This window comes from Pontiella desulfatans (assembly GCF_900890425.1).
Taxonomy (GTDB): domain Bacteria; phylum Verrucomicrobiota; class Kiritimatiellia; order Kiritimatiellales; family Pontiellaceae; genus Pontiella; species Pontiella desulfatans.
The window spans coordinates 3237040-3261439 of record NZ_CAAHFG010000001.1 but is presented as its reverse complement, the minus strand read 5'-3'; the positions used below and the strand labels follow the sequence as shown (position 1 = coordinate 3261439).

The 24400-nt window shown below is 57.7% G+C and carries 23 protein-coding genes; 17 read left to right on the top strand and 6 right to left on the bottom strand.

Annotated features, from left to right (window positions below):
• Positions 1 to 49: 49 nt before the first annotated feature.
• Together E9954_RS11520 and E9954_RS11515 are read right to left on the bottom strand one after the other, a co-directional pair.
• The gene (locus tag E9954_RS11520; protein ID WP_136079315.1) at positions 50 to 910 is read right to left on the bottom strand and encodes a hypothetical protein; all 861 of its coding nucleotides are present in this window, start codon (positions 908 to 910) and stop codon (positions 50 to 52) included.
• A gap of 261 nt (positions 911 to 1171) precedes the next feature.
• On the bottom strand, positions 1172 to 2464 hold the full coding sequence (locus tag E9954_RS11515; protein WP_168442179.1) for an alpha/beta hydrolase fold domain-containing protein: 1293 nt from the start codon (positions 2462 to 2464) through the stop codon (positions 1172 to 1174).
• Positions 2465 to 2718: 254 nt separating this feature from the next.
• Here E9954_RS11515 and mazG point away from each other — a divergent pair, with 254 nt between their 5' ends.
• The 15 genes from mazG to E9954_RS11440 all read left to right on the top strand — a co-directional run bounded on the left by mazG (position 2719) and on the right by E9954_RS11440 (position 17070).
• On the top strand, positions 2719 to 3507 hold the full coding sequence (gene mazG, locus E9954_RS11510; protein WP_136079313.1) for a nucleoside triphosphate pyrophosphohydrolase: 789 nt from the start codon (positions 2719 to 2721) through the stop codon (positions 3505 to 3507).
• Between the two features lie 621 nt (positions 3508 to 4128).
• On the top strand, positions 4129 to 4524 hold the full coding sequence (locus E9954_RS11505; protein ID WP_136079312.1) for an SUF system Fe-S cluster assembly regulator: 396 nt from the start codon (positions 4129 to 4131) through the stop codon (positions 4522 to 4524).
• Positions 4525 to 4587: 63 nt separating this feature from the next.
• Positions 4588 to 6042, top strand: a complete 1455-nt coding sequence (gene sufB / locus E9954_RS11500) for a Fe-S cluster assembly protein SufB (protein WP_136079311.1) — start codon at positions 4588 to 4590, stop codon at positions 6040 to 6042.
• A 52-nt stretch (positions 6043 to 6094) separates the two neighbouring features.
• Positions 6095 to 6853 (top strand): Fe-S cluster assembly ATPase SufC, encoded by a 759-nt coding sequence (sufC, locus tag E9954_RS11495; protein WP_136079310.1) that lies wholly within the window; start codon positions 6095 to 6097, stop codon positions 6851 to 6853.
• Between the two features lie 11 nt (positions 6854 to 6864).
• On the top strand, positions 6865 to 8073 hold the full coding sequence (gene sufD, locus E9954_RS11490; RefSeq protein WP_136079309.1) for a Fe-S cluster assembly protein SufD: 1209 nt from the start codon (positions 6865 to 6867) through the stop codon (positions 8071 to 8073).
• Positions 8070 to 9302, top strand: a complete 1233-nt coding sequence (locus tag E9954_RS11485) for an aminotransferase class V-fold PLP-dependent enzyme (protein ID WP_136079308.1) — start codon at positions 8070 to 8072, stop codon at positions 9300 to 9302. The genes sufD and E9954_RS11485 overlap by 4 nt, the downstream gene beginning before the upstream one ends.
• A gap of 124 nt (positions 9303 to 9426) precedes the next feature.
• Positions 9427 to 9876, top strand: a complete 450-nt coding sequence (gene sufU / locus E9954_RS11480) for a Fe-S cluster assembly sulfur transfer protein SufU (RefSeq protein ID WP_136079307.1) — start codon at positions 9427 to 9429, stop codon at positions 9874 to 9876.
• Positions 9877 to 9968: 92 nt separating this feature from the next.
• Positions 9969 to 10316, top strand: coding sequence for an iron-sulfur cluster assembly protein (locus E9954_RS11475; protein ID WP_136079306.1), 348 nt, complete (start codon positions 9969 to 9971; stop codon positions 10314 to 10316).
• 87 nt (positions 10317 to 10403) lie between these two features.
• Entirely contained in the window at positions 10404 to 11756 is a 1353-nt protein-coding gene (locus E9954_RS11470; protein ID WP_136079305.1) for a P-loop NTPase, read from the top strand.
• Positions 11757 to 11811: 55 nt separating this feature from the next.
• A complete protein-coding gene (locus E9954_RS11465; RefSeq protein WP_136079304.1) occupies positions 11812 to 12612 on the top strand; it encodes a rhomboid family protein in 801 nt (266 codons plus the stop codon).
• A complete protein-coding gene (locus E9954_RS11460) occupies positions 12613 to 13755 on the top strand; it encodes an ABC transporter permease (RefSeq protein WP_222847155.1) in 1143 nt (380 codons plus the stop codon).
• Positions 13752 to 14525 (top strand): ATP-binding cassette domain-containing protein, encoded by a 774-nt coding sequence (locus E9954_RS11455; protein WP_187357957.1) that lies wholly within the window; start codon positions 13752 to 13754, stop codon positions 14523 to 14525. The genes E9954_RS11460 and E9954_RS11455 overlap by 4 nt, the downstream gene beginning before the upstream one ends.
• A 60-nt stretch (positions 14526 to 14585) precedes the next feature.
• The gene (locus E9954_RS11450; protein ID WP_136079302.1) at positions 14586 to 15467 is read left to right on the top strand and encodes an MlaD family protein; all 882 of its coding nucleotides are present in this window, start codon (positions 14586 to 14588) and stop codon (positions 15465 to 15467) included.
• Positions 15467 to 16075 (top strand): ABC-type transport auxiliary lipoprotein family protein, encoded by a 609-nt coding sequence (locus E9954_RS11445; RefSeq protein ID WP_136079301.1) that lies wholly within the window; start codon positions 15467 to 15469, stop codon positions 16073 to 16075. Before E9954_RS11450 ends, E9954_RS11445 begins: the two co-directional genes overlap by 1 nt.
• 95 nt (positions 16076 to 16170) lie before the next feature.
• Positions 16171 to 17070 (top strand): hypothetical protein, encoded by a 900-nt coding sequence (locus E9954_RS11440; protein WP_136079300.1) that lies wholly within the window; start codon positions 16171 to 16173, stop codon positions 17068 to 17070.
• 82 nt (positions 17071 to 17152) lie between these two features.
• Here the strand turns inward: E9954_RS11440 and E9954_RS11435 are convergent, their stop codons facing one another.
• Positions 17153 to 18691, bottom strand: a complete 1539-nt coding sequence (locus E9954_RS11435; protein ID WP_136080221.1) for a glycine--tRNA ligase — start codon at positions 18689 to 18691, stop codon at positions 17153 to 17155.
• 108 nt (positions 18692 to 18799) lie between these two features.
• Here E9954_RS11435 and E9954_RS11430 point away from each other — a divergent pair, with 108 nt between their 5' ends.
• Complete coding sequence (locus tag E9954_RS11430; RefSeq protein WP_136079299.1) at positions 18800 to 19195, top strand: hypothetical protein; 396 nt, start codon at positions 18800 to 18802, stop codon at positions 19193 to 19195.
• A gap of 43 nt (positions 19196 to 19238) precedes the next feature.
• On the opposite strand, the gene E9954_RS11425 is transcribed toward E9954_RS11430, so the two are convergent.
• A complete protein-coding gene (locus tag E9954_RS11425; protein ID WP_136079298.1) occupies positions 19239 to 20834 on the bottom strand; it encodes an MFS transporter in 1596 nt (531 codons plus the stop codon).
• 152 nt (positions 20835 to 20986) lie between these two features.
• The gene (locus tag E9954_RS11420) at positions 20987 to 21718 is read right to left on the bottom strand and encodes a TlyA family RNA methyltransferase (protein ID WP_136079297.1); all 732 of its coding nucleotides are present in this window, start codon (positions 21716 to 21718) and stop codon (positions 20987 to 20989) included.
• 173 nt (positions 21719 to 21891) lie between these two features.
• Here E9954_RS11420 and E9954_RS11415 point away from each other — a divergent pair, with 173 nt between their 5' ends.
• Positions 21892 to 22686: an IclR family transcriptional regulator gene (locus tag E9954_RS11415; protein ID WP_136079296.1), complete on the top strand. Its 795-nt coding sequence runs from the start codon at positions 21892 to 21894 to the stop codon at positions 22684 to 22686.
• Positions 22687 to 22728: 42 nt separating this feature from the next.
• Here the strand turns inward: E9954_RS11415 and E9954_RS11410 are convergent, their stop codons facing one another.
• Entirely contained in the window at positions 22729 to 24318 is a 1590-nt protein-coding gene (locus tag E9954_RS11410; protein ID WP_136079295.1) for a sulfatase family protein, read from the bottom strand.
• Between the last annotated feature and the right edge of the window lie 82 nt (positions 24319 to 24400).

Genomic DNA, 24400 nt, shown 5'->3' with positions numbered 1-24400 from the left:
GTCTCGCCCCTCGTCGCGTGCGAGCGGTGGGGCACCGCTTCTACGATAATCATTGCACCGAGACACGAAGACGATAGAACCCGGCGTTGTTCGTTGTGGCATCGCTAAAATGATCATCTGGCCAGTCAACGGTGCCGATGGATATGAAGTTGGTGGTAAGATTCGGAGCCCATTGGATGTCGTAGCGACGGGCGGGGATGGATTCCCATACGAGTTGGCCGGCTTCGGGCGACGTGAATACGAAGGGATCATGTGAAAATGGATCGACTCCGGCGATATAGGTTTCAAGGAAGCTCATGCCGGAGTTGCTGGAGGTGCCGCTGGCCGTTGCTGCGGTGATGCCGCCGAAGTTCCTGAGTTCCCACCAATCCGGGATGTGGTCGCCGTCGAAGTCGGGGGCGTTGGTGGCCAGTTCGTGATCAAGAACGTCGAGCTGATCGATGTAGGATGACGACGAGTCATCGCTGGATATCATGACGGTATCAACATCGGTGCCGGAGGTGCAGAGCGGGAGGTCGGCTCCAATGGTCGTGCCATCCATGCTCAGGTTCCAGACCATCAGGTCGTAGTCGCAATAGAGATCGAACCGCGTCCAGGTGTTGGTCGGCATTGCGACGCCGAGATCGACGGGGATACTGTTGCTGTAGGCGATAATGTTGAGGTTGGTTCCAACAAAGAAGGCGGCACTTATGTTTGGATAGGTTTCACACGGCATGTTCTGAGGGGCCTCGCTGATCCGCGCATGGAACCGGATCCAAAGCGTGCTGTTGCTAGAGGAAACATCATGCATGATCGTGGCCTGGCTCATTTCCAGCGCTTGGTTCCCATTTTGTACAACGGTGGATTGTACGATTGCCGTTCCGTTGGAGAGCGACCAACCGTTTTGCCCTGTGATCGAACCAGCCATCATACCGGATTCCGGTTCAAAGCTTTCTTGCAGCAAGGTTGCCGCCGATGCACTGAATGACAAGCTGCCGCAAGCCAGCAGAAGGGAAAATAACCGCAAAGACGCTTGGCCGCAGAACAGGCTGGAGTGTAGTTGGCCACGAAAGAGCGCAGGGATCTCAGAGTCATGCAGCATGCTTTTTGTTTTCTTTGCGCTCTCTTGTGGCAATAAAATTTGGTGCGTAGCTGTAGTAGCTCTGATCATGGTTTCCCTTCACATCATATTTTAGGGGACAGAGATGCGGAGATTGCGGATTTCGCCGTCGAGTCCGTCGCCAATTACCAGATACCGGCCTTCCTGCGGATAGGCAAACTCGACGCTGTCCAGCGATACGTTGGTTCCGTTGACTTGCAATGTGGCGCTGCCATTGCCCACGGAGAGGGTCAGGGTATGCCATTCGTTCGGGGTAATGGTGTAGGCCAGGTTTTGGCTGGAACCATAGGCGCCCATCCGCAGGGTTCCGCTGCTGCGAAGCGTTAGGCTAAAACCTCGTTTGCTGAATCCAAGGAACGACTGTCTCGTGGCAAGGCTTCCTTCCAGGGAGGAGACCTTGGCCTCCATTTCAATCGTTACCGAAGGGCTATCGAACTCCAGCTCCACCGGCAGATTGGTGACCGTGCCTTGTTCCAGCAATGTGGAAGGCGGGGGATTGGTGATGGTCGAGACCGCGATGGTTGGTTCGCCGGACAGGTATCCAAGTGATTCGAGGAAGCGGTCGGTTTCGGTGATGCCCTCGACAATCTGTTCCTGGGTAGCGGTGTAGCCGGGGAGGATAAAGGCATGGCGGGCATCCGTCAGCGAGTGCAGTATACTATGGACGCCGGCGTTGGTGAGCGCGGAGTGCATGGCCACGGCCTGCGCATGGTCAACCGTAGTATCGGTCAGGCTATGGATATGCAGCATCGGGGGGGAATTGGAGGCGACCTGATGGAGCGGGGACACGGCCATCTGTGCTTCGAGGGTTCCTTCAGGGACGACGCCACCCCACTTACCGGTCAAATCCATGATGCCGTTACAGTTGATCACGGCGTTCGCGCGGTTGGTCGCATCGGGCAACGTTCCGGTACAGGCAGCCAGGTGTCCGCCCGCGGAATCGCCGATGACGGCAATGCGATCGGGATCGATGCCCAGCGCGACGGCATTGGTACGGACATGGAGAACCGCATCGTTGCAGTCGGCGATGCAGTCGTGAATGGTTGTTCCCGCGCTGGAGTCCGTCAGCCGGTATTGGATGGACATGGCGGGGATGCCGCGTTGGGCGAAATAGCGGCAGTGGGGGAAGAACATGTTGGGCGTGCCGTTGGCCCATCCGCCGCCATGGATGGCCAGCAGGGTGGCGGGCGGCTCTTCCGGAACGGTTTCCGGTCGGAAGATGTATAGCTCAAGCTCGCACCCGTCGATGGTTTTATAGATCCGGGTTTCATCCGGCACCATTGCTTCGGGTTGAATCAGGCTGTTGAGTTCGATCTTTGGCAACGGTGTTACGAGAACGGCAAACAGGAATGTGCAAAGGATCATTTTCATGAAGAGCAATGTAACAAAAATGGAAAACTTGAAAAACTTTTTTTTGTTAAAGATCTATTGTCTTTCAGTTGAAAGAGCTTCCGTGTCCCTTGCTCTTTCTTTTTCCTGATTCAAGGTTTCAGATCCCGGCAATCCTGTTATCTTGTCAAAAAATCGGTTGTTGGGTTGGTGGTTGTTTGTTGGGCAGGTTTCAGCGGCGTTCCCGGCACCCATCAATTAGCAACGAACAACAGGAACGGAGTGGATCTATGTCGAAGACGGGCGAGGCGATGGAGCGATTGTTGGGGGTTATGCACAGGCTACGGGCGCCGGACGGGTGTCCTTGGGATCGGGAGCAGACGCATGAGTCGCTGAAGTCGGATTTGATCGAGGAGGCGTACGAGGTGATCGACGCCATCGAAGGCGGCAATGTTTCCCATTTGGAAGAGGAGCTGGGCGACCTGTTGCTACAGGTGGTGTTCCATAGCCAGATCAGCAAGGAAAACGGCCATTTCGAATTTTCGGATGTGGCCGATGCCATTGCCGAAAAACTGGAGCGGCGCCATCCGCACGTCTTTGGCGAGGTAACGGTTTCCGGTTCGGGGGAGGTCTTGCAGAACTGGGATGCGATCAAGAAGGCCGAAAAGGCCGAGGGCGATAAACCGGCTTCCATCGTTTCCGGCATCCCAAAGCATCTGCCCGCACTGCAAAAGGCGCACCAGATTCAGAAGCGCGCCGCCCGCGCCGGATTCGACTGGAAACATATCGACGATGTGTTCGACAAGCTCCACGAGGAGATCGAAGAGGTGAAGGAAGCGATCAAGCGCGAGCACGAGGACGACATTCGCGACGAGCTGGGCGATCTACTTTTTTCCGTGGTCAACGTCAGCCGCTTCATGGGGCACAATCCCGAGGAGTTGCTGAACCACAACATCAAAAAGTTTGTCCGCCGCTTCCAAGCGGTCGAGGACAAGGTTCACGCCACGGGCAAGGAGTTCAAGGCATTCACGCTGGAGGAGCTCGACGCCTTCTGGGATCAAGCCAAAGCTGAAGAGTAATTTTGGGTAGGGGCGACTGTCCCCAGTCGCCCGCCCGGTGTGCGTGCTATTCGCGCGTGCGGCGGAGTGGGACACTCCGCCCTACCGTTTGTGCGGCGGAGTGGGACACTTCGCCCTACCGTTTATTCCAGTTCGATCTGTAGGCGGTAGAAGCCTTGGGATTCGGCGGCATGGACGGTGTCGGTGTGGCCGCCGGTCGGATCGGGTCGGCCGTTGGTCGGCAGGCTGAAGAGGTTCGCCAGGCTTTCCGTCCACAGTACGTCTTAGGTGCAGCCGGCATGCGGTGTCCAGAGGATCACGAATCCAACGGGCGATTCGTTCAAGCTTTCAATCCACAGGTCGCGGGGATAGCCGCCCGGAAAGTATTGATATCCATTCCTGCGTCACGCCGCCAACTTGACGGCTTCCGTGTAGATTTCTTCCGGCACTGCTTTGGCAATACTATATTGTGACAGCCTAAATCTGTAGAACTTGTCAAAACTTATTGTTTTGATTGCGTCTTGTGCTGTCCTTTGACATCAAATAGTACCATTTTTGTGAATAAGGCTTGCGCGGCGGGTTCCTTTTGGTACGGTGCAGTCAATTAAGACTAAATGGGTCTTGTATCTAAGGAATGGTAGAATGCTTAGGATAACCAAAATTACGGACTACGGATTTATTCTGTTGGTACATATGGCAAGCAATAACAAGGAGATGCTTCATAACGCGAAGGATCTATCCACAGCCATCGGCATTCCGCTTCCGACCGTAAGCAAGGTACTTAAGATTCTGACCCAGGGTGGAATCTTGAAATCCCATCAGGGGAGCAAGGGCGGCTATTCGCTCTCGCGCCCGGCATCCGAAATTTCCGCAGCGGCGATCATCGAATCCGTTGAAGGCCCCGTGGCGATCACCGATTGCTCCAGCGCCGAAGGGTGCGAGCGGAATTGTCCGGTGAGTCCGAGTTGGCAAAAGGTAAACAGTAAGATTATCGGGGCACTCGAAGGGCTGTCGTTGGCGGACATCGCTGCGGGTTAATCATCCCCCTTATTCCAACCCCTCGGCCTTTTACGATTTTAAATAGTACCAGATAAGGATTATATGAAGATTGAAGACGAAAAATCATTCGATGAACTCTCTGGCAAGGAATACAAGTATGGCTTTGTGACCGACATCGAATCCGACAGCCTTCCCCCTGGTTTGAACGAGGGGGTTGTGCGCGAAATATCCCGCCGCAAGAACGAACCGGAATGGCTGACCGAGTGGCGGGTCAAGGCCTACCACCATTGGACAACGCTCGAGGAGCCCACCTGGGCCAAAGTGGAATTCCCGCCGATCGACTACCAGGCGCTCAGCTACTATTCCGCGCCCAAGCAAAAGATCGATATGCCAAAGAGCCTCGACGAGGTTGATCCGGAGCTGCTCGAAACCTACGAAAAGCTCGGCATTCCGTTGCGCGAACAGGAAATGCTCGCCGGGGTGGTGGCGGTCGATGCCGTGTTCGACTCCGTTTCCGTTGCCACCACCTTCAAAGGCAAGCTAGAGGAGATGGGCATCATCTTTTGTTCGTTTTCCGAAGCGGTCAAGGAACGTCCCGATCTCGTGAAACAATATCTCGGCTCCGTGGTGCCGTATAAGGACAACTATTTCGCGACGCTCAACTCGGCGGTTTTTTCCGACGGTTCGTTTTGCTACGTGCCGCCGGGCGTACGCTGTCCGATGGAGCTTTCCACCTACTTCCGCATCAATGCCGCCAACACGGGACAGTTCGAACGGACGTTGCTGATTGCCGACGAAGGCGCGACGGTCAGCTATCTGGAAGGGTGCACCGCACCTCAGCGCGATGAAAACCAACTGCACGCCGCCGTGGTCGAGTTGATTGCCCACAAAGATGCCAAGATAAAATATTCCACCGTCCAAAACTGGTATCCCGGCGACAAGGACGGCAAGGGCGGCATCTATAATTTCGTGACCAAACGCGGGCACTGCCGCGGCGACAACTCCAAGATATCGTGGACGCAGGTGGAGACCGGGTCCGCCGTCACCTGGAAATATCCGAGCTGCATCCTCAAAGGCGACAACTCCGTCGGCGAATTCTATTCCGTGGCCGTCACCAACAACATGCAGCAGGCCGACACCGGCACCAAGATGATCCACATCGGCAAAAACACGTCGAGCACGATCATCAGCAAGGGCATCTCGGCCGGCAAGGCGCAGAACAGCTACCGCGGCATGGTCAAGGTGGTCGAAACCGCCGAGAACGCGCGCAACTTTTCCCAGTGCGACTCGATGCTGATCGGCGACCAATGCGGGGCGCACACCTTCCCCTACATCGATGTCGGCAATCCGACCGCCCAGGTGGAGCACGAGGCCACCACCACCAAGATTGGCGAAGACCAGATTTTCTACTGCAACCAACGAGGACTCGATACCGAGGAGGCGGTCAACATGATCGTCAACGGCTTCTGCAAAGAGGTCTTCCGCGAGTTGCCGATGGAGTTCGCCGTCGAAGCGCAAAAACTGCTGGGTATCAGCTTGGAAGGTTCCGTGGGCTAGAATTCGAAAAGCACACTTGCGCAAGTGTGCGTGAATGATTGGAGAAAAAACAATGGCACTACTAGAAATAAAAGACCTGCACGCGAGTGTGGCGGACAAGCCGATCCTCAAGGGGATCAACCTGACGATCAAGCCCGGCGAGGTGCATGCGATCATGGGGCCGAACGGTTCGGGGAAAAGCACGCTCTCGAACGTGCTGGCCGGCAACGAGGCCTATGTGAAAACGGGCGGGCAGGTGTTGTTCGACGGGGTCGACATCGACGAACTGGCGGCGCACGAGCGGGCCTGCGCCGGGATGTTCCTGGCGTTCCAGTATCCGGTGGAGATCGCCGGCATCAGCAACATGTATTTCCTCAAGGCGGCCGTGAACGCTGTCCGGAAATACCAGGGCAAGGAGCAACTCGACGCCATGGATTTCCTCGATCTGGTCGAGGAAAAGAAAAAGGTGGTGAAGATTCGCGACGATCTGCTGGAGCGTGCGGTAAACTCGGGCTTTTCCGGTGGCGAAAAGAAGCGCAACGAAATTTTCCAGATGGCCATGCTGGAACCCCGGCTTGGGATCCTCGACGAAACCGATTCCGGCCTGGATATCGATGCGCTGCGTATTGTTTCCGACGGTGTGAATGCGTTGCGTTCCGAGGAGCGCGGCTTCCTGGTCATCACGCACTACCAGCGCCTGCTCGACTACATTGTTCCCGACCATGTCCATGTTCTGGTTCATGGGCAGATCGTGAAGTCGGGCGGCAAGGATTTGGCGCTGGAACTCGAAGACGAAGGCTATGCCTCCTGGCTCGGCGAAGAAGGGGCCTAAATGAATATCGAATGTCGAACAAGGAATTTCGAATGTTGAAGGAATTAAGAGAAAAGGCAGAGGCCAGTTTCAAGGCGAACGGCTTCCCGTCCACCAAGGAAGAGCTCTGGCGCTTCACGGATGTTTCGGCCGTGGCCAGGGCCGAGTTTTCCGGCGCGTGGAAACCGGCCGAACTCGCCTTCCAGCCGTTGGGTCGGATCGTGGTCGTTTTTGAAAACGGCAAGCTGTCGCGCGAAAAGTCGAACCTTGGCGATTTGCCGCCCGGCGTCCGCATCGGTTCAATCCTTGATTTGGTTGATCCGCGCATCGGATCATTGGCCAACTCGCAAAGCGCGTTCGTCTCCGCCAACACCGCCTATTTCACCGACGGTGCCTTTCTCGAGGTGAACGATGGAGTTGAACTCGACGAGCCGATCCATCTGGTGTTCCTCGCGGATGCCGATGGCGCAGCCTTTCACCTGCGCAACGTTGTATCCATCGGGCATAATGCAAAGGCAACGGTTGTCGAGGAATACATTGGCGAGGCGGATTTGTCCTATTGGACGAACGCCGTGACCGAGGTTTTTGTGGCCGACGGCGGGAAGGCCGACCATTTCAAGGTCCAGCGCGAAGGCACCGCCGCCTTCCATTTCCAGACCCTGGAGGCGCACGTTGGGGCAGACGCGGTGTTCAGCAACCATTCGGTGGCGATTGGGTCGGCGCTGGGGCGCAACGATATCCGCGGCAAGCTGACCGGCGAAGGCGGCGAAGCCATCTGCAACGGGCTCTGCCTGCTGAAGGGCAAGCAGCATTTCGATACGCACCTGTTCATGGATCATGCGGTTGCGAAATGCAACAGCCACGAACTCTACAAGGGCATTCTCGACGACAAGGCCCACTCGGTTTTTTGCGGGCGCATCCTCGTGCAGCAGGACGCGCAGCAGACCGATGCCGTCCAGAATAACAAGAACCTGTTGCTCAGCCGGAAGGCCAAGGTCAACACGCTGCCGCAGCTCGAGATCTATGCCGACGACGTCAAGTGCACGCACGGCGCGACGGTGGGGCAGTTGGATGACACCGCGCTCTACTATCTGCAGACGCGCGGCATCGATCCGCAACAGGGGCAAGCCATGCTCACCTTTGCATTCGCCAACGAGGTGCTCGACGAAGTGAAGTGCAAGCCGGTCAAGACCTATATTGAAGGTCTGGTTCACGATTGGCTCGAAAAGGTTTCCGTATGAGCAATGTCGCCCAGTATGATGTGGTTTCCATCAGAAACGATTTCCCGATCCTGGAGCGGGAAATCTTCGGTAAACCGCTCGTCTATCTCGACAACGCGGCATCGACCCAGCATCCGGTGCAGGTGATCAACGCGGTTAAGGATCTTTACGAAAACAACTATTCGAACGTCCATCGCGGCGTGCACACGCTAAGCCAGGAATCGACGAACCTGTACGATGGCGCCCGGGTGGCCGTGCGCGGTTTCATCAACGCCGCCTGCGTGCACGAGGTGATCTTTACGCGCGGCGCAACCGAGTCGATCAATTTGGTTGCCCAGAGCTATGCCCGGCCCCGCCTGCAAAAGGGCGACGAAATTTTGATTACCCACATGGAGCACCATTCCAACATTGTACCGTGGCAGATGGTTTGCGAACAGACCGGAGCCGAGCTCAAGGTGGTGCCGATCTCCGACAAAGGTGAGCTGGAGATGGATCGCTTTGCCGAACTGCTAACCGAAAAGACCAAGTTGGTTTCGGTGGTGCATGTTTCCAATGCCCTGGGCACGGTCAACCCGGTGAAGCAGATCATCGACGCCGCGCACGCCGTCGGCGTTCCGGTGCTGGTGGATGGCGCACAGGCCGTGCCGCACATTCCGGTGGATGTGAAGGCGCTGGATGCCGATTTCTATGTGTTTTCCGGCCACAAGATCTATGGGCCAACCGGAGTCGGCGTGCTTTATGGCAAGGAACGGTTGCTCAGCGAAATGCCCCCGTACCAGGGTGGGGGCGATATGATCCTGTCCGTCAGCTTCGAGAAAACAACCTACAACCAGTTGCCCTACAAGTTTGAGGCCGGCACCCCCAATATTGCCGGCGTGGTTGGGCTCGGCGCCGCCATCCACTATGTGCAGAAAATCGGGTTGCCCGCCATCGCCGCGCATGAGCACGGCCTGCTGGAATATGCCACCCACAAGCTGGAGGAAATCGACGGCCTGCGCATCATCGGCAAGGCCGGCCAGAAGGCGGGGTTGATTTCTTTTGTGCTCGATGCGGTTCATCCGCACGATATTGGAACCATGCTCGACGGGGAGGGCGTGGCGGTGCGCGCCGGCCACCACTGCGCGCAACCGGTCATGGAGCGCTATGGCGTCCCGGCAACGGCGCGGGCATCGTTTGCCATGTACAACACCTTCCACGAAATCGATATGTTGGCCGAAGCCATTCAGAAAACCATACAGATGTTTGAGTGAACAATGGGAAGAGTAGATTAACCGCGAAGGAACGCAGAGAACACAAAGGATTTCCGGGAACAGTTTATTTTGCGTTCCTTGCGTTCTTTTGCGGTTAATAAATCCGTTTGGAAAGGAAGGGTAGATGCAGAATTTGAGGGAGCTTTACCAGGAGGTCATTCTCGACCATAACAAGAATCCGCGCAACTTCCGCAAGATGGAGCAGCCGGACGGATTCGCCCATGGCAACAATCCATTGTGCGGCGACCAGATCGATGTCTATCTCAAGATCCGGGATGGCGTGGTGGACGATGTCTCGTTCGAGGGTGCCGGTTGTGCCATCTGCACCTCGTCGGCCTCGATGATGACGATTGCCCTGAAGGGCAAGACCGAAGCCGAGGCCGAGGCCTTGTTCAACAGTTTCCACCATGCGCTCACCGAAGACGAAAGCTATCCGGACGATGTGCCGCTCGGCAAGCTGGAGGTGCTCACGGGCGTGAAGGACTATCCCGTACGCGTCAAATGCGCCACGCTCGCCTGGCACACCTTCGATGCGGCTTTGAAGAAGCTTCAAGGTGAGATCTCTACGGAATGAAAATAACGAGTAAGGCGTAATTCGTAATTGGCTCTTCAGCTGAGCCGGATATTTTTACGCATTATGCATTACGCATTAAGGATTAAATCCCCATGTTAGGAAAAAAGAAAGAACGCTTCAAATTGCAGGATCACAACGAGGAACTGTTCCTCCAGGTGGTCCGGTCGCTACGGATGGTTTTCGATCCGGAGATTCCGGTCAACGTCTACGACCTCGGGCTGATTTACAACCTGGATGTCGATGAGGACAACAAGGTGTATGTTCGCATCACGCTGACTGCCCCGAACTGCCCCGAGGCGGAGCGGATTCCCGGCAACATCCAAAAAGCGGTGGCGGAGACGGAAGGCGTGTCGGATGCCGAGGTTGAGTTGGTTTTCGAGCCGCCCTGGACGCGCGAAAACATGTCCACCGCCGCCCTGCTAGCATTAGGGTTGATTTGAAACAGAATAATTAGGACAGAATAATTTCCATTCGCATGGAATCATTCTGTCCTAATTATTCTGTTTAATTCCATTTGAGAGGAACACATGATTGCTGAAGAAATTGTTTTGAATGAGCTGGGCAAGATTATCGATCCCGATTTCCAGCGCGACATTGTATCGCTGGGCTTCGTGCAGGACATGGTGATTGATGGGGGAACGGTTTCGTTCACCATCGAGCTGACCACTCCCGCTTGTCCATTGAGTCCGGTCTTCCAGAAGCAGGCGCTCGACCTGGTCGGGGATATCCCCGGCGTTGATCAAGTGCTGGTCAACATGACCGCCCGCAAACGAGAAGGGCGGCAGATGTCGGCCGAGGAGAGCGGCTTGAAGGATGTGAAATATATCCTCGCGGTCAGTTCCTGCAAGGGCGGGGTGGGCAAGTCCACCGTTGCAGCCATGCTCGCCAAGACGCTCGGCGGACGCGGTGCCAAGGTCGGCTTGCTCGATGCCGACATCTATGGCCCCTCGGTGCCCACCTTGTTCAATCTGCACGAGGCTGGGGTGCGCGCCACGCCCGATAACAAGTTTATCCCGCACGAGGTCGATGGCCTAAAGCTAATGTCGTTCGGGTTCCTGATGGGCGATGGCCCCGCCGTGATCCGCGGGCCGATGGTTGCGCAATACATGCAGCAGCTCCTGCATGGCACGGTGTGGGATGAGCTCGACTATCTGGTGATCGACATGCCCCCCGGAACCGGCGACATCCAGCTGACGATTTCCCAGTCGGTTCAGATCGATGCCTCAGTCATTGTGACCACGCCGCACCAGCTCTCGCTGACCGATGTGCGCAAGGGCATCATGATGTTCGACAAGGTGAACGTCCCCGTGCTTGGCGTTGTGGAAAACATGGCCTACTTCATCTGCGACGGCTGCGACAAAAGGCACTATATTTTCGGCGAGTCGGGTGGGAAGGATTTGGAGGAACGCTTTGGCCTTTCCACCATTGCCGAGCTGCCGATCTCAGGAACCCTTAGCGGCTCGCTCGATCACTTGGCCGAAAGCGGCATGGCCAACGAGACCACCGACACCATCATCCGCGCGCTCGGGAAAAAGATTCTCGAAAAGCCGGAGCGTCCCAAGGTCGATTTCGATGCCAAGACCATCACGCTAACATGGCCCGACGGAGAAACCTCGACGGTTTCAAACTCCGCGTTGCGCCGCGCCTGTTCCTGTGCGCTGTGCGTCGATGAGATGACCCGCGCCCCGTTGCTCGATCCCAAGACGATCCCCATGGACATCCATGCGGAGAAGATCGGCATCATCGGCAACTATGCGGTCATGGTTGATTGGTCGGATGGACACAACACGGGCTTCTTCCCGTATTCGGTGATCCGGAGTCTTGCCGCCGCGCAGGGGCAGAAGGGGTGCGGTTCGGCCTCTTGCGGGTGCGCCGGCTAGCTTTTAGTGCACTCCACTCTTTCAACCGTTGGATGTTTTCACTACCGTTCGTCCAATGGATTTGATTTCAAAACTTGAAAAGCGTTTCGGTTCGTGGGCCATCCCCAATTTGGCCGTCTATATCATCGCAATCCAGGTGATCGGCGTGGTGATGTTGATGGCGCAGCGGGCGGATTACAACGACCTGATTCTGTTTGGGAATGCGGTGCGCGACCAGGGGGAATGGTGGCGGCTGCTTTCGTTCATGATGCTTCCGAAGACCATGAGCCCGATCTGGCTGTTCTTCACCTTCTACATCTTCTACCTGATCGGGAATTCGCTGGAGCGGCAGTGGGGGGCCTTCCGGTTCAACCTGTTTATCCTTTGCGGCTATCTGCTGACGGTGGCCATGGCCTTCGTTAATCCGGGGGCGGTGATCACCAACGTATATTTCCTCGGTTGCGTGTTCCTGGCCTTCGCGACGCTGTTCCCGAATGTCGAATTCCGGATCTTTTTCGTCCTTCCGGTCAAAGTGAAATGGCTGGGGTGGATTACGGTCGGGCTCTATGCGATGACCCTCCTGGCTCCGGCAAGCGGGCCGGCTTCGGCCATCGTGGTTGGGAACAAGCTCGGGGTGGTGGCGGCGTTCATCAACTATCTGCTATTCTTCGGCAAGGATTTCGTTCTCTCGTTCAAAACCGGCCAGCGCCGGAAAGCGTTTCGGGCTGAGAGCGCAAAAACGGAGGGGGAAGTCCGGCATGTATGCGCCAAGTGCGGGGTAACGGAGAAAAGCGATCCGTCCATGCACTTCCGCTACTGTTCCACCTGCGGCGAATGTTTCTGCGAAGAGCACATTGGCAACCACGACCACGAATAAATGAAAAACCATGCCTCCAGCGGCAATGCAACCTGTTCGGGCGGTTTGACCGGCCGCCAGTTGCAGTTGTCGGTGTCGGGGCGTCTGGATGCCGCCGCCGCTTCCTCGTTGTGGCCGCGCCTCCATCGTCAGCTAAGGCAGAAGGGCATCGAGTCGATCATCCTGGAGGGCTCGGGCATCGAATATTGCGATGGTGCGGGCTCCGCCTTGCTGGTCTATGTCCGCCAAGCCGCGCGCCGGCTGAATGCCCAACTCGAATTCCAGGGCTTGCAGCCCGGTATTGCCGGCATGCTGGAGCTTTATCCCATCCATGAATGGGCGGAACCGGACGTGCCCTCGCCCGCAAGCGGGCGCGGCCTGGTGGAGGAGATTGGCAAAACCTTTTGGACAACGTTGATGGGCCTGAGGGACCACATTGCCTTTTTGGGGGAACTCTCCCTCGGCCTGGCCAAGGCCATCGTTCGTCCAGCCGGGGTGCGGGCAAAGGATTTCCTGATTGTCGTCGAAGAGAGTGGTCCCAAGGCCCTGCCGATCATCAGCATGCTGGGTTTTCTGGTGGGCTTGATCATGGCATTCCAGGGCGCGGTGCTGATGAAGCAGTTTGGCGCCGAAATCTATATCGCCGATTTTGTCGGCATCTCCGTGGCCCGCGAGCTGGGGCCGCTGATTACGGCCATCATTGTCGCCGGCCGCACCGGATCGGCCTTCGCGGCCGAGCTCGGGACGATGAAGGTGAACGAGGAGATCGACGCCTTGACCACCATGGGGCTCGATCCGGTTCGGTTCCTCGTGATCCCGCGGGTACTGGCCGCCACGCTCATGACCCCGTTGCTGGCCGTGATGACCAATCTGGCCGGATTCATGGGCGGTGCGGTGGTGATGAAGGGCCTGCAATTTCCGCTGGTCACCTATGTGAACCGCCTGCTCGGCGCGGTTACTGCGGCCGACTATCTTGGCGGGTTGGCCAAGGCGCTCGTGTTTGGGTTCCTTATTGCCGCCGCCGGATGCAATTGCGGACTGCGTACCGGCGAGGGCGCCAGCGCCGTCGGCAACTCCGCCACGCGCGCGGTGGTGAGCTCCATCACCATGATTGTCATTGCCGACGGCATCTTCGCCGTCCTGTTCTACTACCTGGGAATCTGATGAGTAGCGAAACCATAATCTCCGTGGAAAACATGACCGCGCGCTATGGCGAGCGGTTGGTGCTGGACTCGGTTTCGCTTGAGGTCAACCGTGGGGAAATCTTTGTGATCCTGGGCGGGTCGGGCTGTGGCAAGTCGACCTTGCTCAAGCATATGATCGGGCTCTACAAACCCTGCGCGGGCGACATCCGGATTGGTGATGTGAGCGTTGTTTCCTCCAAGGGGGCGGAGCGCGATGCGCTCATCCGGCGCTTCGGCGTGATGTACCAGAGCGGTGCGCTGTTCGGTTCGATGACGCTGCTCGAAAACATCTGCCTACCGTTGGAGGAGTTCACGGAGCTGGGCAGGGAGGCGCGCGAGCTGGTCGCCCGAATGAAACTGAGCCTTGTCGGTTTGGCCGACTTCGCCAACCACATGCCGTCCGAAATCAGCGGCGGAATGAAAAAGCGTGCGGCAATTGCGCGCGCCATGGCGCTCGATCCGGAAATCCTGTTTCTCGACGAACCCTCGGCCGGGCTCGACCCGGTGACCGCCGACGAATTGGACGAGTTGATCATCCAGCTTTCGCGCTCGCTCAACATCACGTTTGTCATCGTGACCCACGAGCTACCGAGCATCTACAAGATCGCCGACCGGATCATCATGCTCGATGCCCGCACCAAGAAAATCATTGCCGAGGGCAACCCGGCGGAACTACGCGAGACCGCCAAGGATGTTTGGGTGCGCAATTTTTTCAACCGAAAGAGTGAAAGCGTAACGAGTGATACGTAATTCGTAATGGGAGAATGGTGATGCAATACGTAGTACGAAATACGCAGTACGGAGAAACCCATGAGCAGTAAACCACACTATTTCGCGATCGGCATTTTTGTGCTGGCGGCCACGGCGCTGGGGCTGGTAGGCATTGTGTTGATCAGTTCCGATGCCATGAGCTCTCCGGAAAACTTTGTTGAAACCTACGTGGATGAATCGGTGCAGGGGATCGAGGTCGGGACGCCGTTCAAGTTGCGCGGGGTGAAGGTCGGTAGCGTTTGCAAGATCGCCATGGTCTCTGCCGTATATGAAACGGACAAGATGTATGTGATGATTCGCGTGGCCTTGGATCGGGACGCCATGGATTTCGAGGAAAAATCGTTGGAGACCCGGGTGCGGGAGCAGGTGAAGCGAGGGTTGCGCTTCAAACTGGTGCCCCAGGGCATTACCGGGCTTTCGTTCCTCGAGGCCGACCTATTCCCCGACACCGACTCCGATCCCCTGGTGATCGACTGGGACCCCGACTTTATCTATGTGCCCTCGACCCCGGCGACGATGACCTTGATCAGCCGGTCGCTCGAAAAGCTTTCGGCCCAGCTCGATACCCTGGACCTGACCGCGATCGGCAACAATATCGAGGCGATCACCAGCAACCTGAATGTTTCGGTGGAGCATGTCGAGGAGCTCACGGGCAATGCGGCCAGGGCTTCCGATGAGGTGATCGGAAACATACGCATCGCCTCGGCTGATTTGCCGACAATCACCTCGAACCTGACGGAGACCACCGAGCAGCTTGAAGCGCTCATCACCTCCTCGGACCGGGATGTCGACCAGGTTCTTTCCAATCTGCGCTACATCACCGACGATGCCCGCGAATTGATTCGCATGTTGAAACGCCACCCCGGCATGCTGCTCTCCGAGCCGCCGGATGCCAATCTGAGCACGGGAGGGAGGAAATAATGTCTACCTTGAAGCAAACATTCACTTTGGTTGCCTGCGCATCGGTTCTGCTGGTTACCGGTTGTGTCAAACTCTGGCGGAAAAACCTCGAGATCAAAACCTACATGGTCGAGGTGCGGCGCGAAGCAGAGGCGGTGCAAGCGCCGCTGGCCCAAAAGCTGTGGATCGATTCCGTCCATGTTCTGCCGCCCTACAACATCCGGAACCTCATCCTGCGGAAGAGCGATGTGGAGTTTACCACGAGCTACTATACCGAGTTGCTGATGTCGCCCTCGGAAAACTTCCGCAACGGATTCTTCACCTGGTTTTCCGCCAGTGGAATTTTCGACGATGTCTCGGTGGTTGAACGCAAGGGGATGAGCCACAGCCTGGTCGTATCGGTTCTCGAATTCTACGGGGATACGACCGACCACCAAACGGTCTTGAAAATCAAGGCCACGTTGTTCGATGAAAAGACCGACGGCATGCGGGTGCTCTTTTCCAAGGACTACCAGCGGCGCATCCAAATGCCCGAAGCCAGCGCCGAGGAGCTGATCCGCGCCTACAACGAGGCGTTTACGAAGATTCTCTCCGATTGCGAACAGGACGTGGTTGCGGCTCTCCAATAATCCACGCAGAATCCGGGGTTGTTGCGAAAGGCGTTGATTGAAACCAAAACACGGGTTATCGTGATCGGCAATTAACTGTTTATGGAGGTTTCCAGATGTTGCTCAACCAAGCTGTCATATTCACCAAACCGCTCCACCATCAAGGCATCGACCTTGAAGCTGGGAAGCTCGATGAGCTGGCACGGGTTTTTTTCGAAGCCAAGGGATTCCGCTTCATCCTGCACCGAACGGTCACCGGGAACGAACTCGCCCGGCGCGATGTCATCAAGCAGCACTATCTGATGTATAGCAAGGCGGCCTGCGCCGATGTCGTGGAAATCACCGACTCCGGCAAGGAAAAGTTCAAGGGCGCCTTTGGCAAGGCGTGGGATGACGAAGTGGCCGCCGGGCGCATCATGCCGATGTCCCGTCTATTGGCCGCGAAAGGGATCGACGCCCATCAACTGTTCCATTGCTGGAACGGGCTGTTTGCCGCCGGGAAGACCGCGAAGCTGCAGGATGGGCTGATCATGGGCTATGTCGAAGAGCAGGATGTCTATTGCATCAACGCCTTCTATCCCTCCATGGAAGCCAACTTCTACCACCCCGACACCGTCATCCACTATTATGTGGTCGAATTCGATCCCCGCCAGGTTTCCTGGCGCGAGTTCCGCAAAACCATTCTCGGCGCAACCAATGCCAGCAACGCCGTTCCGGAAAGCTTCCGCGGGCAGCTCTACTCCGACTATCCCGTGCAGTATCCCGGGCGCGACAACTTTGTGCATGGTAGCGCCGGCCCGTTCGAGGGCTTCGTCGAGCGCGCCATCCATGAAGAGAATTTTGATATGGCCACCAACCCGGTCGGTCAATACCTGTCCGGACGCGGCGTGACCCTCGGCTCGTTCGCCCAGTGGAAGGCCGCCCAATCCATCACCGCCATCGGCGACCTGTTCGATGAAACCGAAGAGAAGGATACCGCAGAGATACTGAAGCTGCTGGATGCGGTGGCGTTCTAGAAGGCTTCCTCATTATCCGATCCCCAGGCACGAAAAAAGCCCGCCTTTTCAGACGGGCCTTTCCAATGATAGGAACCAAGCCTTAGAAATCGACGATGTTGGAGATGTAGGCCTCCAGCTCGGCGATCGGCATGCGGACCTGCTCCATGGTGTCGCGGTCGCGTACCGTGACGCAGTTGTCCTGCTCGATGGTTTCAAAGTCGACGGTCACGCAGAGCGGGGTGCCGATTTCGTCCTGGCGGCGGTAGCGGCGGCCCACGGCGCCGGTCTGGTCGTAGAAGGTTTTCCAGCGCCTCGAGAGCATGCCGTAGACCTCGCGGGCTTTTTCCACCAGCGGTTCCTTGTTTTTCACCAGCGGAAGCACGGCCACCTTGTAGGGCGCGATGCAGGGCGAGAAGCGCAGCACCGTGCGGGCCTCGTGGCCTTCCGGTGCACGGTTGGCTCCGGCTTCAGCCGTAACGACTTCCCCGGTTTCCTTGTTGATCCACTCTTCACGGTAGGCTTCGCAAAGCAGAGCCAGCGCAATGCGGTCGACGCCGGCGGAGGGTTCGATGACGTGCGGGATGTAGGTTTCGTTGGTGTCCGGGTCGTGGTATTCGAGCTTCTTGCCGGCGGTGTTCTGGTGCTGGGTGAGGTCGAAGTTTCCGCGTGCGGCAATGCCTTCGAGCTCCTGAGTGCCGAAGGGGAAGTCATACATGATGTCGGTGCAGGCCGAGGCATAGTGGGCGAGGGCATCGCCCTCGTGGATGTCGCGGTGCATGCGGCCTTCCGGCAGGCCAACCTTTTCATACCACTTGAGGCGCTCGGTCACCCAATATTCGTGCTGTTCGGCATCGGTGCCGGGCTTGATGAAGAATTCGAGTTCCATCTGCTCGAACTCGCGAGAGCGGAAGGTGTAGTTGCGCGGGTTGATTTCGTTGCGGAACGCTTTGCCGATCTGCGCAATGCCGAAGGGCACCTTGTTGCGGACGGTGGAGCAAACGTTGCCGAACTGCGCGAAGATGCCCTGCGCGGTCTCGGGGCGGAGGTAGGCCACGTTGGAGCTTTCCTCGACGGGGCCGACGTAGGTCTTGAACATCAGGTTGAAGGCGCGCGGTTCGGTGAGCGTGCCGGGTTCGTTGGTGTCGGGGCCGACGAGTTTGGAGTAGGTTTCGAGCGGAATGTCGAGCAGGGCAACTTGTTCGTAGTCTTCGGGGTTGCCCTTGGCGACCTTCTGAACCTTCTTCTCGGCCGGAGCGGAAACTTCCTCATGGAAAGCGAACATCAGGGCTTCGGCGTCGGTCTTGTGCTTGAGCACGAAAATCTGGTCGGCGCGGTAGCGGCCTTTGGTTTCGCGGCAGTCGAGCATTGGGTCCTTGAAGTTGCCGACGTGGCCGGAGGCTTCCCACACCTTGGGGTGCATGATGATCGAGGAATCGAGGCCAACAATGTCTTCGCGCAGCTGCGTCATGGATTTCCACCAGCAGGCCTTGATGTTGCGCTTCATTTCGACGCCCAGCGGGCCGTAGTCCCAGAAACCGTTGATTCCTCCGTAGATTTCGGAGGTCTGGAAAATAAAACCACGCCGCTTGCAGAGGCTGACAAGGGCGTCCATTGTTACTTCGTAGTCGTTTGCTTTCATAAGACGGGCGAGAATGCCGAAGCGCTTCGGGGCGGTCAAGCAGAACAACCGGAAGAAAAACGTGTACAATCCCGGAAAACTTCATTACTCCAATAGGCCATGAACACAGTGGATACCCGTAGAATCATCCCTATTTCAAAGATCACGCTCGTTGCCTTCGTTCTGGTGGGGATTTTCCAGTTTTTGGTGATAGTCCGCGTCTATGAGCTTGAGGCCTCGACCGTGGAGAAGGTCGCCCCGTTTCTGCATAAGCCTTTTCTGAGCTTGGTCGGGGAACATCCCGGAAGCCAACCCGCCGTGGCCCCGGCCGATGAAGGAAAAGCCAAGAAGAAGTCCTCTTCTTCGATGGCGGCCATCGGAGGCTTCAGCCCCGATGATCTGCAGCTCGAACTCAAGGGCGTTGAGCCCCCTCCGGCCAAGGAGGAACCCTCGAACCTGATTCCGGTAACGGTGCCGAAGACCGAAAAGAAAAAAACCGTCGATGAGGACGAGCCGGTAGGGTAGGCGTGTTCAACCCATGCTCCGTCGGGACGGGGCGTGCCGGGTTCTATCTTCTGCGGACTTTCTTTCCCTTTTCCTTCTCGATCGACGCCCTGCCGGCCCGGCTGGCGGCTTCGACCGTATCCTTCATGGCCTGGATGGCAATGGTTCCGGTGTCCAGCGCGGCCTTGGCGGCAATCTTGCCCGCCGCGGTGGCGGTGCCTTTAAAAGTGTTCATCGCAACGGTGCTGGCGGCCAGGTTGAAGCTGTAGACGTTCCGCACCGACCGCAGCGGAGTCAGGATGAAAATATCCGCCACGGCCTGCTCCACCGGCCACTCGCCATCCTTTCGCTGGATCTTGATCAGGAGTGGCAGCATGACGAACCAAATCATGATGATGTGCAGGATGATCATGATCTGGAAATAGGAAAAGCGGGTGCCGGCGTAGAGTTGGAGATCCAGGGGGTGGGCCGTGAACCAATCCTTGACCCATCCGCCGGCAATGGGGCCGGCCGACGAGAGCAGGCCGACGAGCGTCCAATGCACGGCCATGGCCATGGTGCGCCCCTCGCTCGGGGAGAGGGTGGAGAGTAAATTGAGCTGCAGCATCCCGACCGCGGCAAACACGCCGCCGGCCAACAAGGAGCTGATGCAGAGCAGCATGACCGGTTGCGGTACCCGGCCCAGGATCGGCAGCAGGCCGGTGGCGTTGCCATCGAGGAAGAACCAGACAATGGAAAAGACCGGAATGGCAACAACCATCGCTAGCCCATAGGTGCGCAGCCCAACCCGGTCAATCAGCCGCCCGCCCACGAAGCTCGATACCACGCTGCTGACCATCCCCGCCAGCTGGATCGCGGAAAGATGCGTGTAGGTGACGCCGAAGGTGCTTTTCAGGTAGACGTTCAGGAAGGGGCCGAAAAACCCCAGGCCGAAAAACCAGACGCACATCGCCAGCGTGAAATAGAGAAAGTCGCGGTTTTCCAGGGGTTGCAGCATTCGCTTGCGGATCGAGAGTGAGCGGTTTGCCGGCGGGGGCGTCGGCTCGGCAACGAACCAATGGACGACGATATCCATCACGCCCATAACCGCGGCAATAATCAGCAACCAGCCGAAACCCGTCAGCGACGTGTCGGGAAACAGGTCGAGAAACCATCCCGTCATGGCCACGCAAATAACCGTTGCCAGCATGGCAACCCCCTGCCGCTTGGCCCAGAATCCGGCGCGCATCGACTCCGGAACCAGTTCCGCCATCCAGCTGAACCACGCCGGGGCGCTCATTTGCGCAAGAAAACTGAAAAACCCTATAGCGGTAAGGATCAGCCAAATCGAAGTCGAATGCCGTTCCGGCGCAACCAGAAGAAAAATGCCGGGAATGGCCATCGCCGCCCGCGCGGCAATGGTGGTCGTGGCCCAGAACATTTTTCGGCTCGCCAGCTTTTCGGTGAAAAAGGCCGAGGGAATCTGTACCAACATACCCAGTTGGAACAGGGTCGCCGTCAGGCCAATCGCAATCCCGCCTGCTCCCAGTTGCTGGAGCAACAGCGGGATCGGTCCGTTCTGCACAATCATGAAAAAAAACACGCCGATGGCCCCGGCCAGCGTGGTGTTGCGCAGGGAGTTGCGCATCGTTTCTTCGGATATGGAGTTGGCGTCTTGCATTCGGCGTCCGGCGAAAGGGTTAAAAAAGCGACGCGCAATGAACCCTAAAGTGCCCCGCGACGCAACCCCGTTTTACACAAAAGGGCCGGAGGGCAAACCCGAATATAGCCGTTTATCGCGGTTCGCGGCGGATCCGGGCGCGGTTTTACGGCCTAGACTTCCCAGTAGGCGAGGAATTCAATGTTACCGGCGGGCCCCTTGATCGGGGAGGTGCAGAGCTCCAGCCATTTGAAGCCCAGCACTTCGGTACCGAATGCTTTGACCTTTTCGATGACTTCCTCGTGAACCGCCGGGTCGCGGACGACGCCGCCTTTGCCCACCTGCTCCTTGCCGGCCTCGAACTGGGGTTTGATCAGCGAGACAATGTGCCCGCCGGGCTTCATCAGGTTTTTCAAGGGCGGAAGAATGTTGGTGAGCGAGATGAAGGAGGTGTCGATGCTGCAGAAGTCGGCCGGTTCCGGAACATCGTCGGTGGTGATGTAGCGGGCGTTGGTGTTTTCCATCACGACCACGCGCGGATCTTCGCGCAGCTTGTAGTGCAGCTGGTTGGTGCCGCAGTCGATGGCGTATACCTTCGCGGCCCCGTGCTGGAGCATGAAGTCGGTGAAGCCGCCGGTGGAGGAGCCGATGTCGAGGCAGATCGCGCCTTGCAGCCCAAAGCCAAACTGTTGGTGGGCCCCCTCGATTTTCAGGCCGCCGCGGCTGACATATTTTTCCTTTTCCTTGACCGAGATTTCGGCATCGTCCTTGAACTGGTGCCCCGGTTTGGAGGCCACCTGTTCGCCCACGCGCACCACGCCTGCACGGATCAGGCGTTGCGCCTGCTCCCGGCTGTCGGCGAGGCCGCGTTGTACAAGAAGTTGATCGAGTCGTGTCTTTGGCATGGGAACGAACATATCTTTTTTTCGACGGGATTACAGGATAAACGGGAGGGTTTGCCGCATGGGGCGGAATGTTCTAGACCGATGGCTGCTCCCGCATTAAATTGGAGCACTTATGTAGAGAGTCTTGTCCGGTCGATTCCCGCACCGGGTGTGTATTTGGTGAGAGGCAGTCCATGGCGAAGGAACAACAGGAAGATTTCAAGGAAAGCCGCTACAAGGTTCCCAACCTCGAACGCGCACTGGTGATCATGGAGCACTTGCTCGACTATCCGCAGGGGCTTTCCATTACCGAGATCACGGAACATTTGGGACTGTCGAAAAACAGCGTCTTCCGCATCACGATGACGCTGCTGGGCCATGGCTATGTCGTCCGCGACGAGCAGAAGCGCTTCAGCCTCAGCAAAAAACTGTTGCTGATGGGCTGCCAGAGCATGGGCGAATACAGCTTCATTGAAAACTCGCTGGATATCATGCGGCTCTGCCGCGATGAGATCAAGGAATCGGTCTTCATCGGCACCCTGATCGAAAACGAGGGGGTGGTGATCGAGCAGGTACTCGGTTCGCATCCGTTCAAGTTCACGATCGATTCCGGTCACCGCCTGCCGCTGCACGCCGCCGCGCCCTGCAAGGCCATGCTGGCCTTCCTTCCCGAAAACGAGTTGCGCGAACGGCTGCAGGGCTACAAGTTCACCCGGTATAACGAAAACACCATCACAACCCGCACCGCCTTCGATAAGGAGATGGCAGGGATCAAGGCCGACGGTTTCGCGCTTGATCGCGCCGAGCAGCTGCACGGCGCGCATTGCATCAGCGCTCCGGTCTTCAACCAATACGGCTATCCCATTGCGGCCATCTGGACAACCGGCCCCTCCGACCGGCTACCCGCGAGCAAGTTTCCCCGGCTGGGGAAGGTCGTCCGCGGCTACGCCGACCTCATCTCCCGCCGCATGGGCCACGACGCATTGTAAATCGCGCTGCGGTTTCCCCGTGCCCGGCGGCGGGCTGTTCAATTATTTTGCCGAACGCTGTTTCCTGATCCACTCGGGATAGAGATGGGTTTCCCCGGTGTTGCTCTGCTTTGCGCCGGGGGTGGAGCGGCCCTTGTCGATATAGCTTTGGGCCAGCTGGGTCATGCGCTCCACCATTTCAGGATGCTGGTCGGCCAGGTTGGTCGTTTCCGCCGGATCATCCGCCAGGTTGTAGAGCTGCACCCATTGTTTTGGAGCAGGCTGATCACTTTTCTTGGGCGGTTTTGGGAGGCTCCATCCGCCGGAGCCGGGGCACAGGCTGAGTTTCCAGTCGCCTTGGCGGATGGCGAAGCTGCCGTTGATGGAGTGGTGGACGACCGCCTCGCGGACGGGCTTCTTGGCCGTGCCGAGCAGGTTGGGCAGAATGCTGACGGAATCCTCGGCGGCGGTGTCGGCGATCGGCTGGCCAACGATATCGGCGCAGGTGGCGAACAGGTCGACGAGGCAGATCGGATCGTTGCAGACGCTGCCGGCTTTCACCTTGCCATCCCAGCGCGCAATATAAGGTACGCGGTGGCCGCCTTCGTAGATGTCGGCCTTGTGGCCGCGCTGGATGTCGCTGGCATAATGCTTTTCCGGATCGAAGGCATCGGCATCGCCCATGCGGAACGTAATCATTTTGTTCGGGTCGCCCCGCTTGGCGGCGGGGCTGCAGCCGTTGTCGGCCGTCACGATGATCAGTGTATTCTTGGCGATGCCCGCTTTTTCCACGGCTTTGACCACCTCGCCGATCGCCCAGTCGGTTTCCATTACAAAGTCGCCATACGGGCCGAGCTTGCTTTTGCCCTGCCACGCCTTGGAGGGCGAGATGGGCGTGTGCGGGCTGTTGAGCGGCATGTAGACAAAAAACGGATTCTTCGTGCGCGCCTCTTTTTCAATGAAGGCCACGGTCTTTTGGGCAAGGGTGGGGAGTACGTCGTAATCCTCGAAATCGGCGTGCGCCGGCCCCGGGCGGTTGAAGGCCTTGATGGTGGTGCACTCGCCGACGAAGCGGTCGTTCTCGATCCAGATGTAGGGCGGCATGTCGAGCGAGGCGGCGATGCCCCAGTAATAGTCGAAACCAACGGAGTTGGGGCCGTTTTTGATGACGCCCTTCCAGTCGACGTTGCATTGGGTCTTCAATTGGTCGGGTTTCTTTGCGCTGCAATTCGCGGGCTTTCCGTCGGTGGTCGCGAAATCCATGCCGAGGTGCGACTTGCCGATCATCGCGGTGGCGTAGCCTTGCTTCTTGAGGAAGGAGGCAACCGTTTCGCGGCCGGGTTCGATCAGGGCCTGGTCGAATCCGTGGAGCACGTGTTGTTTCAGGCGGCTGCGCCAGTTGTAGCGCCCGGTCAGCACGCCGTAGCGCGTCGGGGTGCAAACCGACGACGAGCTGTGCGCGTCGGTGAACAGCATGCCGTCGCGGGCCAGCGCGTCCATGTTCGGGGTGTCGATTTTGCAGCGGTCGCCGCCGTAGGCCTTAATGTCGCCGCGCCCCCAGTCGTCGGCCAGAATAAAGATGACGTTGGGTTTTCCCGCGGCTACCGCGCCGAATGCGATGCCCAGCAGGGCACTGGCAAGAATTGTTTTCATGGATGCTCCTTGAGGTTGAAAGTTGCAATATAAAACACAAATACACATAGCAAACAATAGTCGAGTCTCAAAAGGATGGGAA

What these genes read in the sequence shown, in the direction of transcription:
- E9954_RS11520 (WP_136079315.1), bottom strand. Translation starts at nt 910, where the DNA reads ATGATGGCTGGTTCGATCACAGGGCAAAACGGTTGGTCGCTCTCCAAC.
- E9954_RS11515 (WP_168442179.1), bottom strand. Translation starts at nt 2,464, where the DNA reads ATGATCCTTTGCACATTCCTGTTTGCCGTTCTCGTAACACCGTTGCCA.
- mazG (WP_136079313.1), top strand. Translation starts at nt 2,719, where the DNA reads ATGTCGAAGACGGGCGAGGCGATGGAGCGATTGTTGGGGGTTATGCAC.
- E9954_RS11505 (WP_136079312.1), top strand. Translation starts at nt 4,129, where the DNA reads ATGCTTAGGATAACCAAAATTACGGACTACGGATTTATTCTGTTGGTA.
- sufB (WP_136079311.1), top strand. Translation starts at nt 4,588, where the DNA reads ATGAAGATTGAAGACGAAAAATCATTCGATGAACTCTCTGGCAAGGAA.
- sufC (WP_136079310.1), top strand. Translation starts at nt 6,095, where the DNA reads ATGGCACTACTAGAAATAAAAGACCTGCACGCGAGTGTGGCGGACAAG.
- sufD (WP_136079309.1), top strand. Translation starts at nt 6,865, where the DNA reads ATGTCGAACAAGGAATTTCGAATGTTGAAGGAATTAAGAGAAAAGGCA.
- E9954_RS11485 (WP_136079308.1), top strand. Translation starts at nt 8,070, where the DNA reads ATGAGCAATGTCGCCCAGTATGATGTGGTTTCCATCAGAAACGATTTC.
- sufU (WP_136079307.1), top strand. Translation starts at nt 9,427, where the DNA reads ATGCAGAATTTGAGGGAGCTTTACCAGGAGGTCATTCTCGACCATAAC.
- E9954_RS11475 (WP_136079306.1), top strand. Translation starts at nt 9,969, where the DNA reads ATGTTAGGAAAAAAGAAAGAACGCTTCAAATTGCAGGATCACAACGAG.
- E9954_RS11470 (WP_136079305.1), top strand. Translation starts at nt 10,404, where the DNA reads ATGATTGCTGAAGAAATTGTTTTGAATGAGCTGGGCAAGATTATCGAT.
- E9954_RS11465 (WP_136079304.1), top strand. Translation starts at nt 11,812, where the DNA reads ATGGATTTGATTTCAAAACTTGAAAAGCGTTTCGGTTCGTGGGCCATC.
- E9954_RS11460 (WP_222847155.1), top strand. Translation starts at nt 12,613, where the DNA reads ATGAAAAACCATGCCTCCAGCGGCAATGCAACCTGTTCGGGCGGTTTG.
- E9954_RS11450 (WP_136079302.1), top strand. Translation starts at nt 14,586, where the DNA reads ATGAGCAGTAAACCACACTATTTCGCGATCGGCATTTTTGTGCTGGCG.
- E9954_RS11445 (WP_136079301.1), top strand. Translation starts at nt 15,467, where the DNA reads ATGTCTACCTTGAAGCAAACATTCACTTTGGTTGCCTGCGCATCGGTT.
- E9954_RS11440 (WP_136079300.1), top strand. Translation starts at nt 16,171, where the DNA reads ATGTTGCTCAACCAAGCTGTCATATTCACCAAACCGCTCCACCATCAA.
- E9954_RS11435 (WP_136080221.1), bottom strand. Translation starts at nt 18,691, where the DNA reads ATGAAAGCAAACGACTACGAAGTAACAATGGACGCCCTTGTCAGCCTC.
- E9954_RS11425 (WP_136079298.1), bottom strand. Translation starts at nt 20,834, where the DNA reads ATGCAAGACGCCAACTCCATATCCGAAGAAACGATGCGCAACTCCCTG.
- E9954_RS11420 (WP_136079297.1), bottom strand. Translation starts at nt 21,718, where the DNA reads ATGCCAAAGACACGACTCGATCAACTTCTTGTACAACGCGGCCTCGCC.
- E9954_RS11415 (WP_136079296.1), top strand. Translation starts at nt 21,892, where the DNA reads ATGGCGAAGGAACAACAGGAAGATTTCAAGGAAAGCCGCTACAAGGTT.
- E9954_RS11410 (WP_136079295.1), bottom strand. Translation starts at nt 24,318, where the DNA reads ATGAAAACAATTCTTGCCAGTGCCCTGCTGGGCATCGCATTCGGCGCG.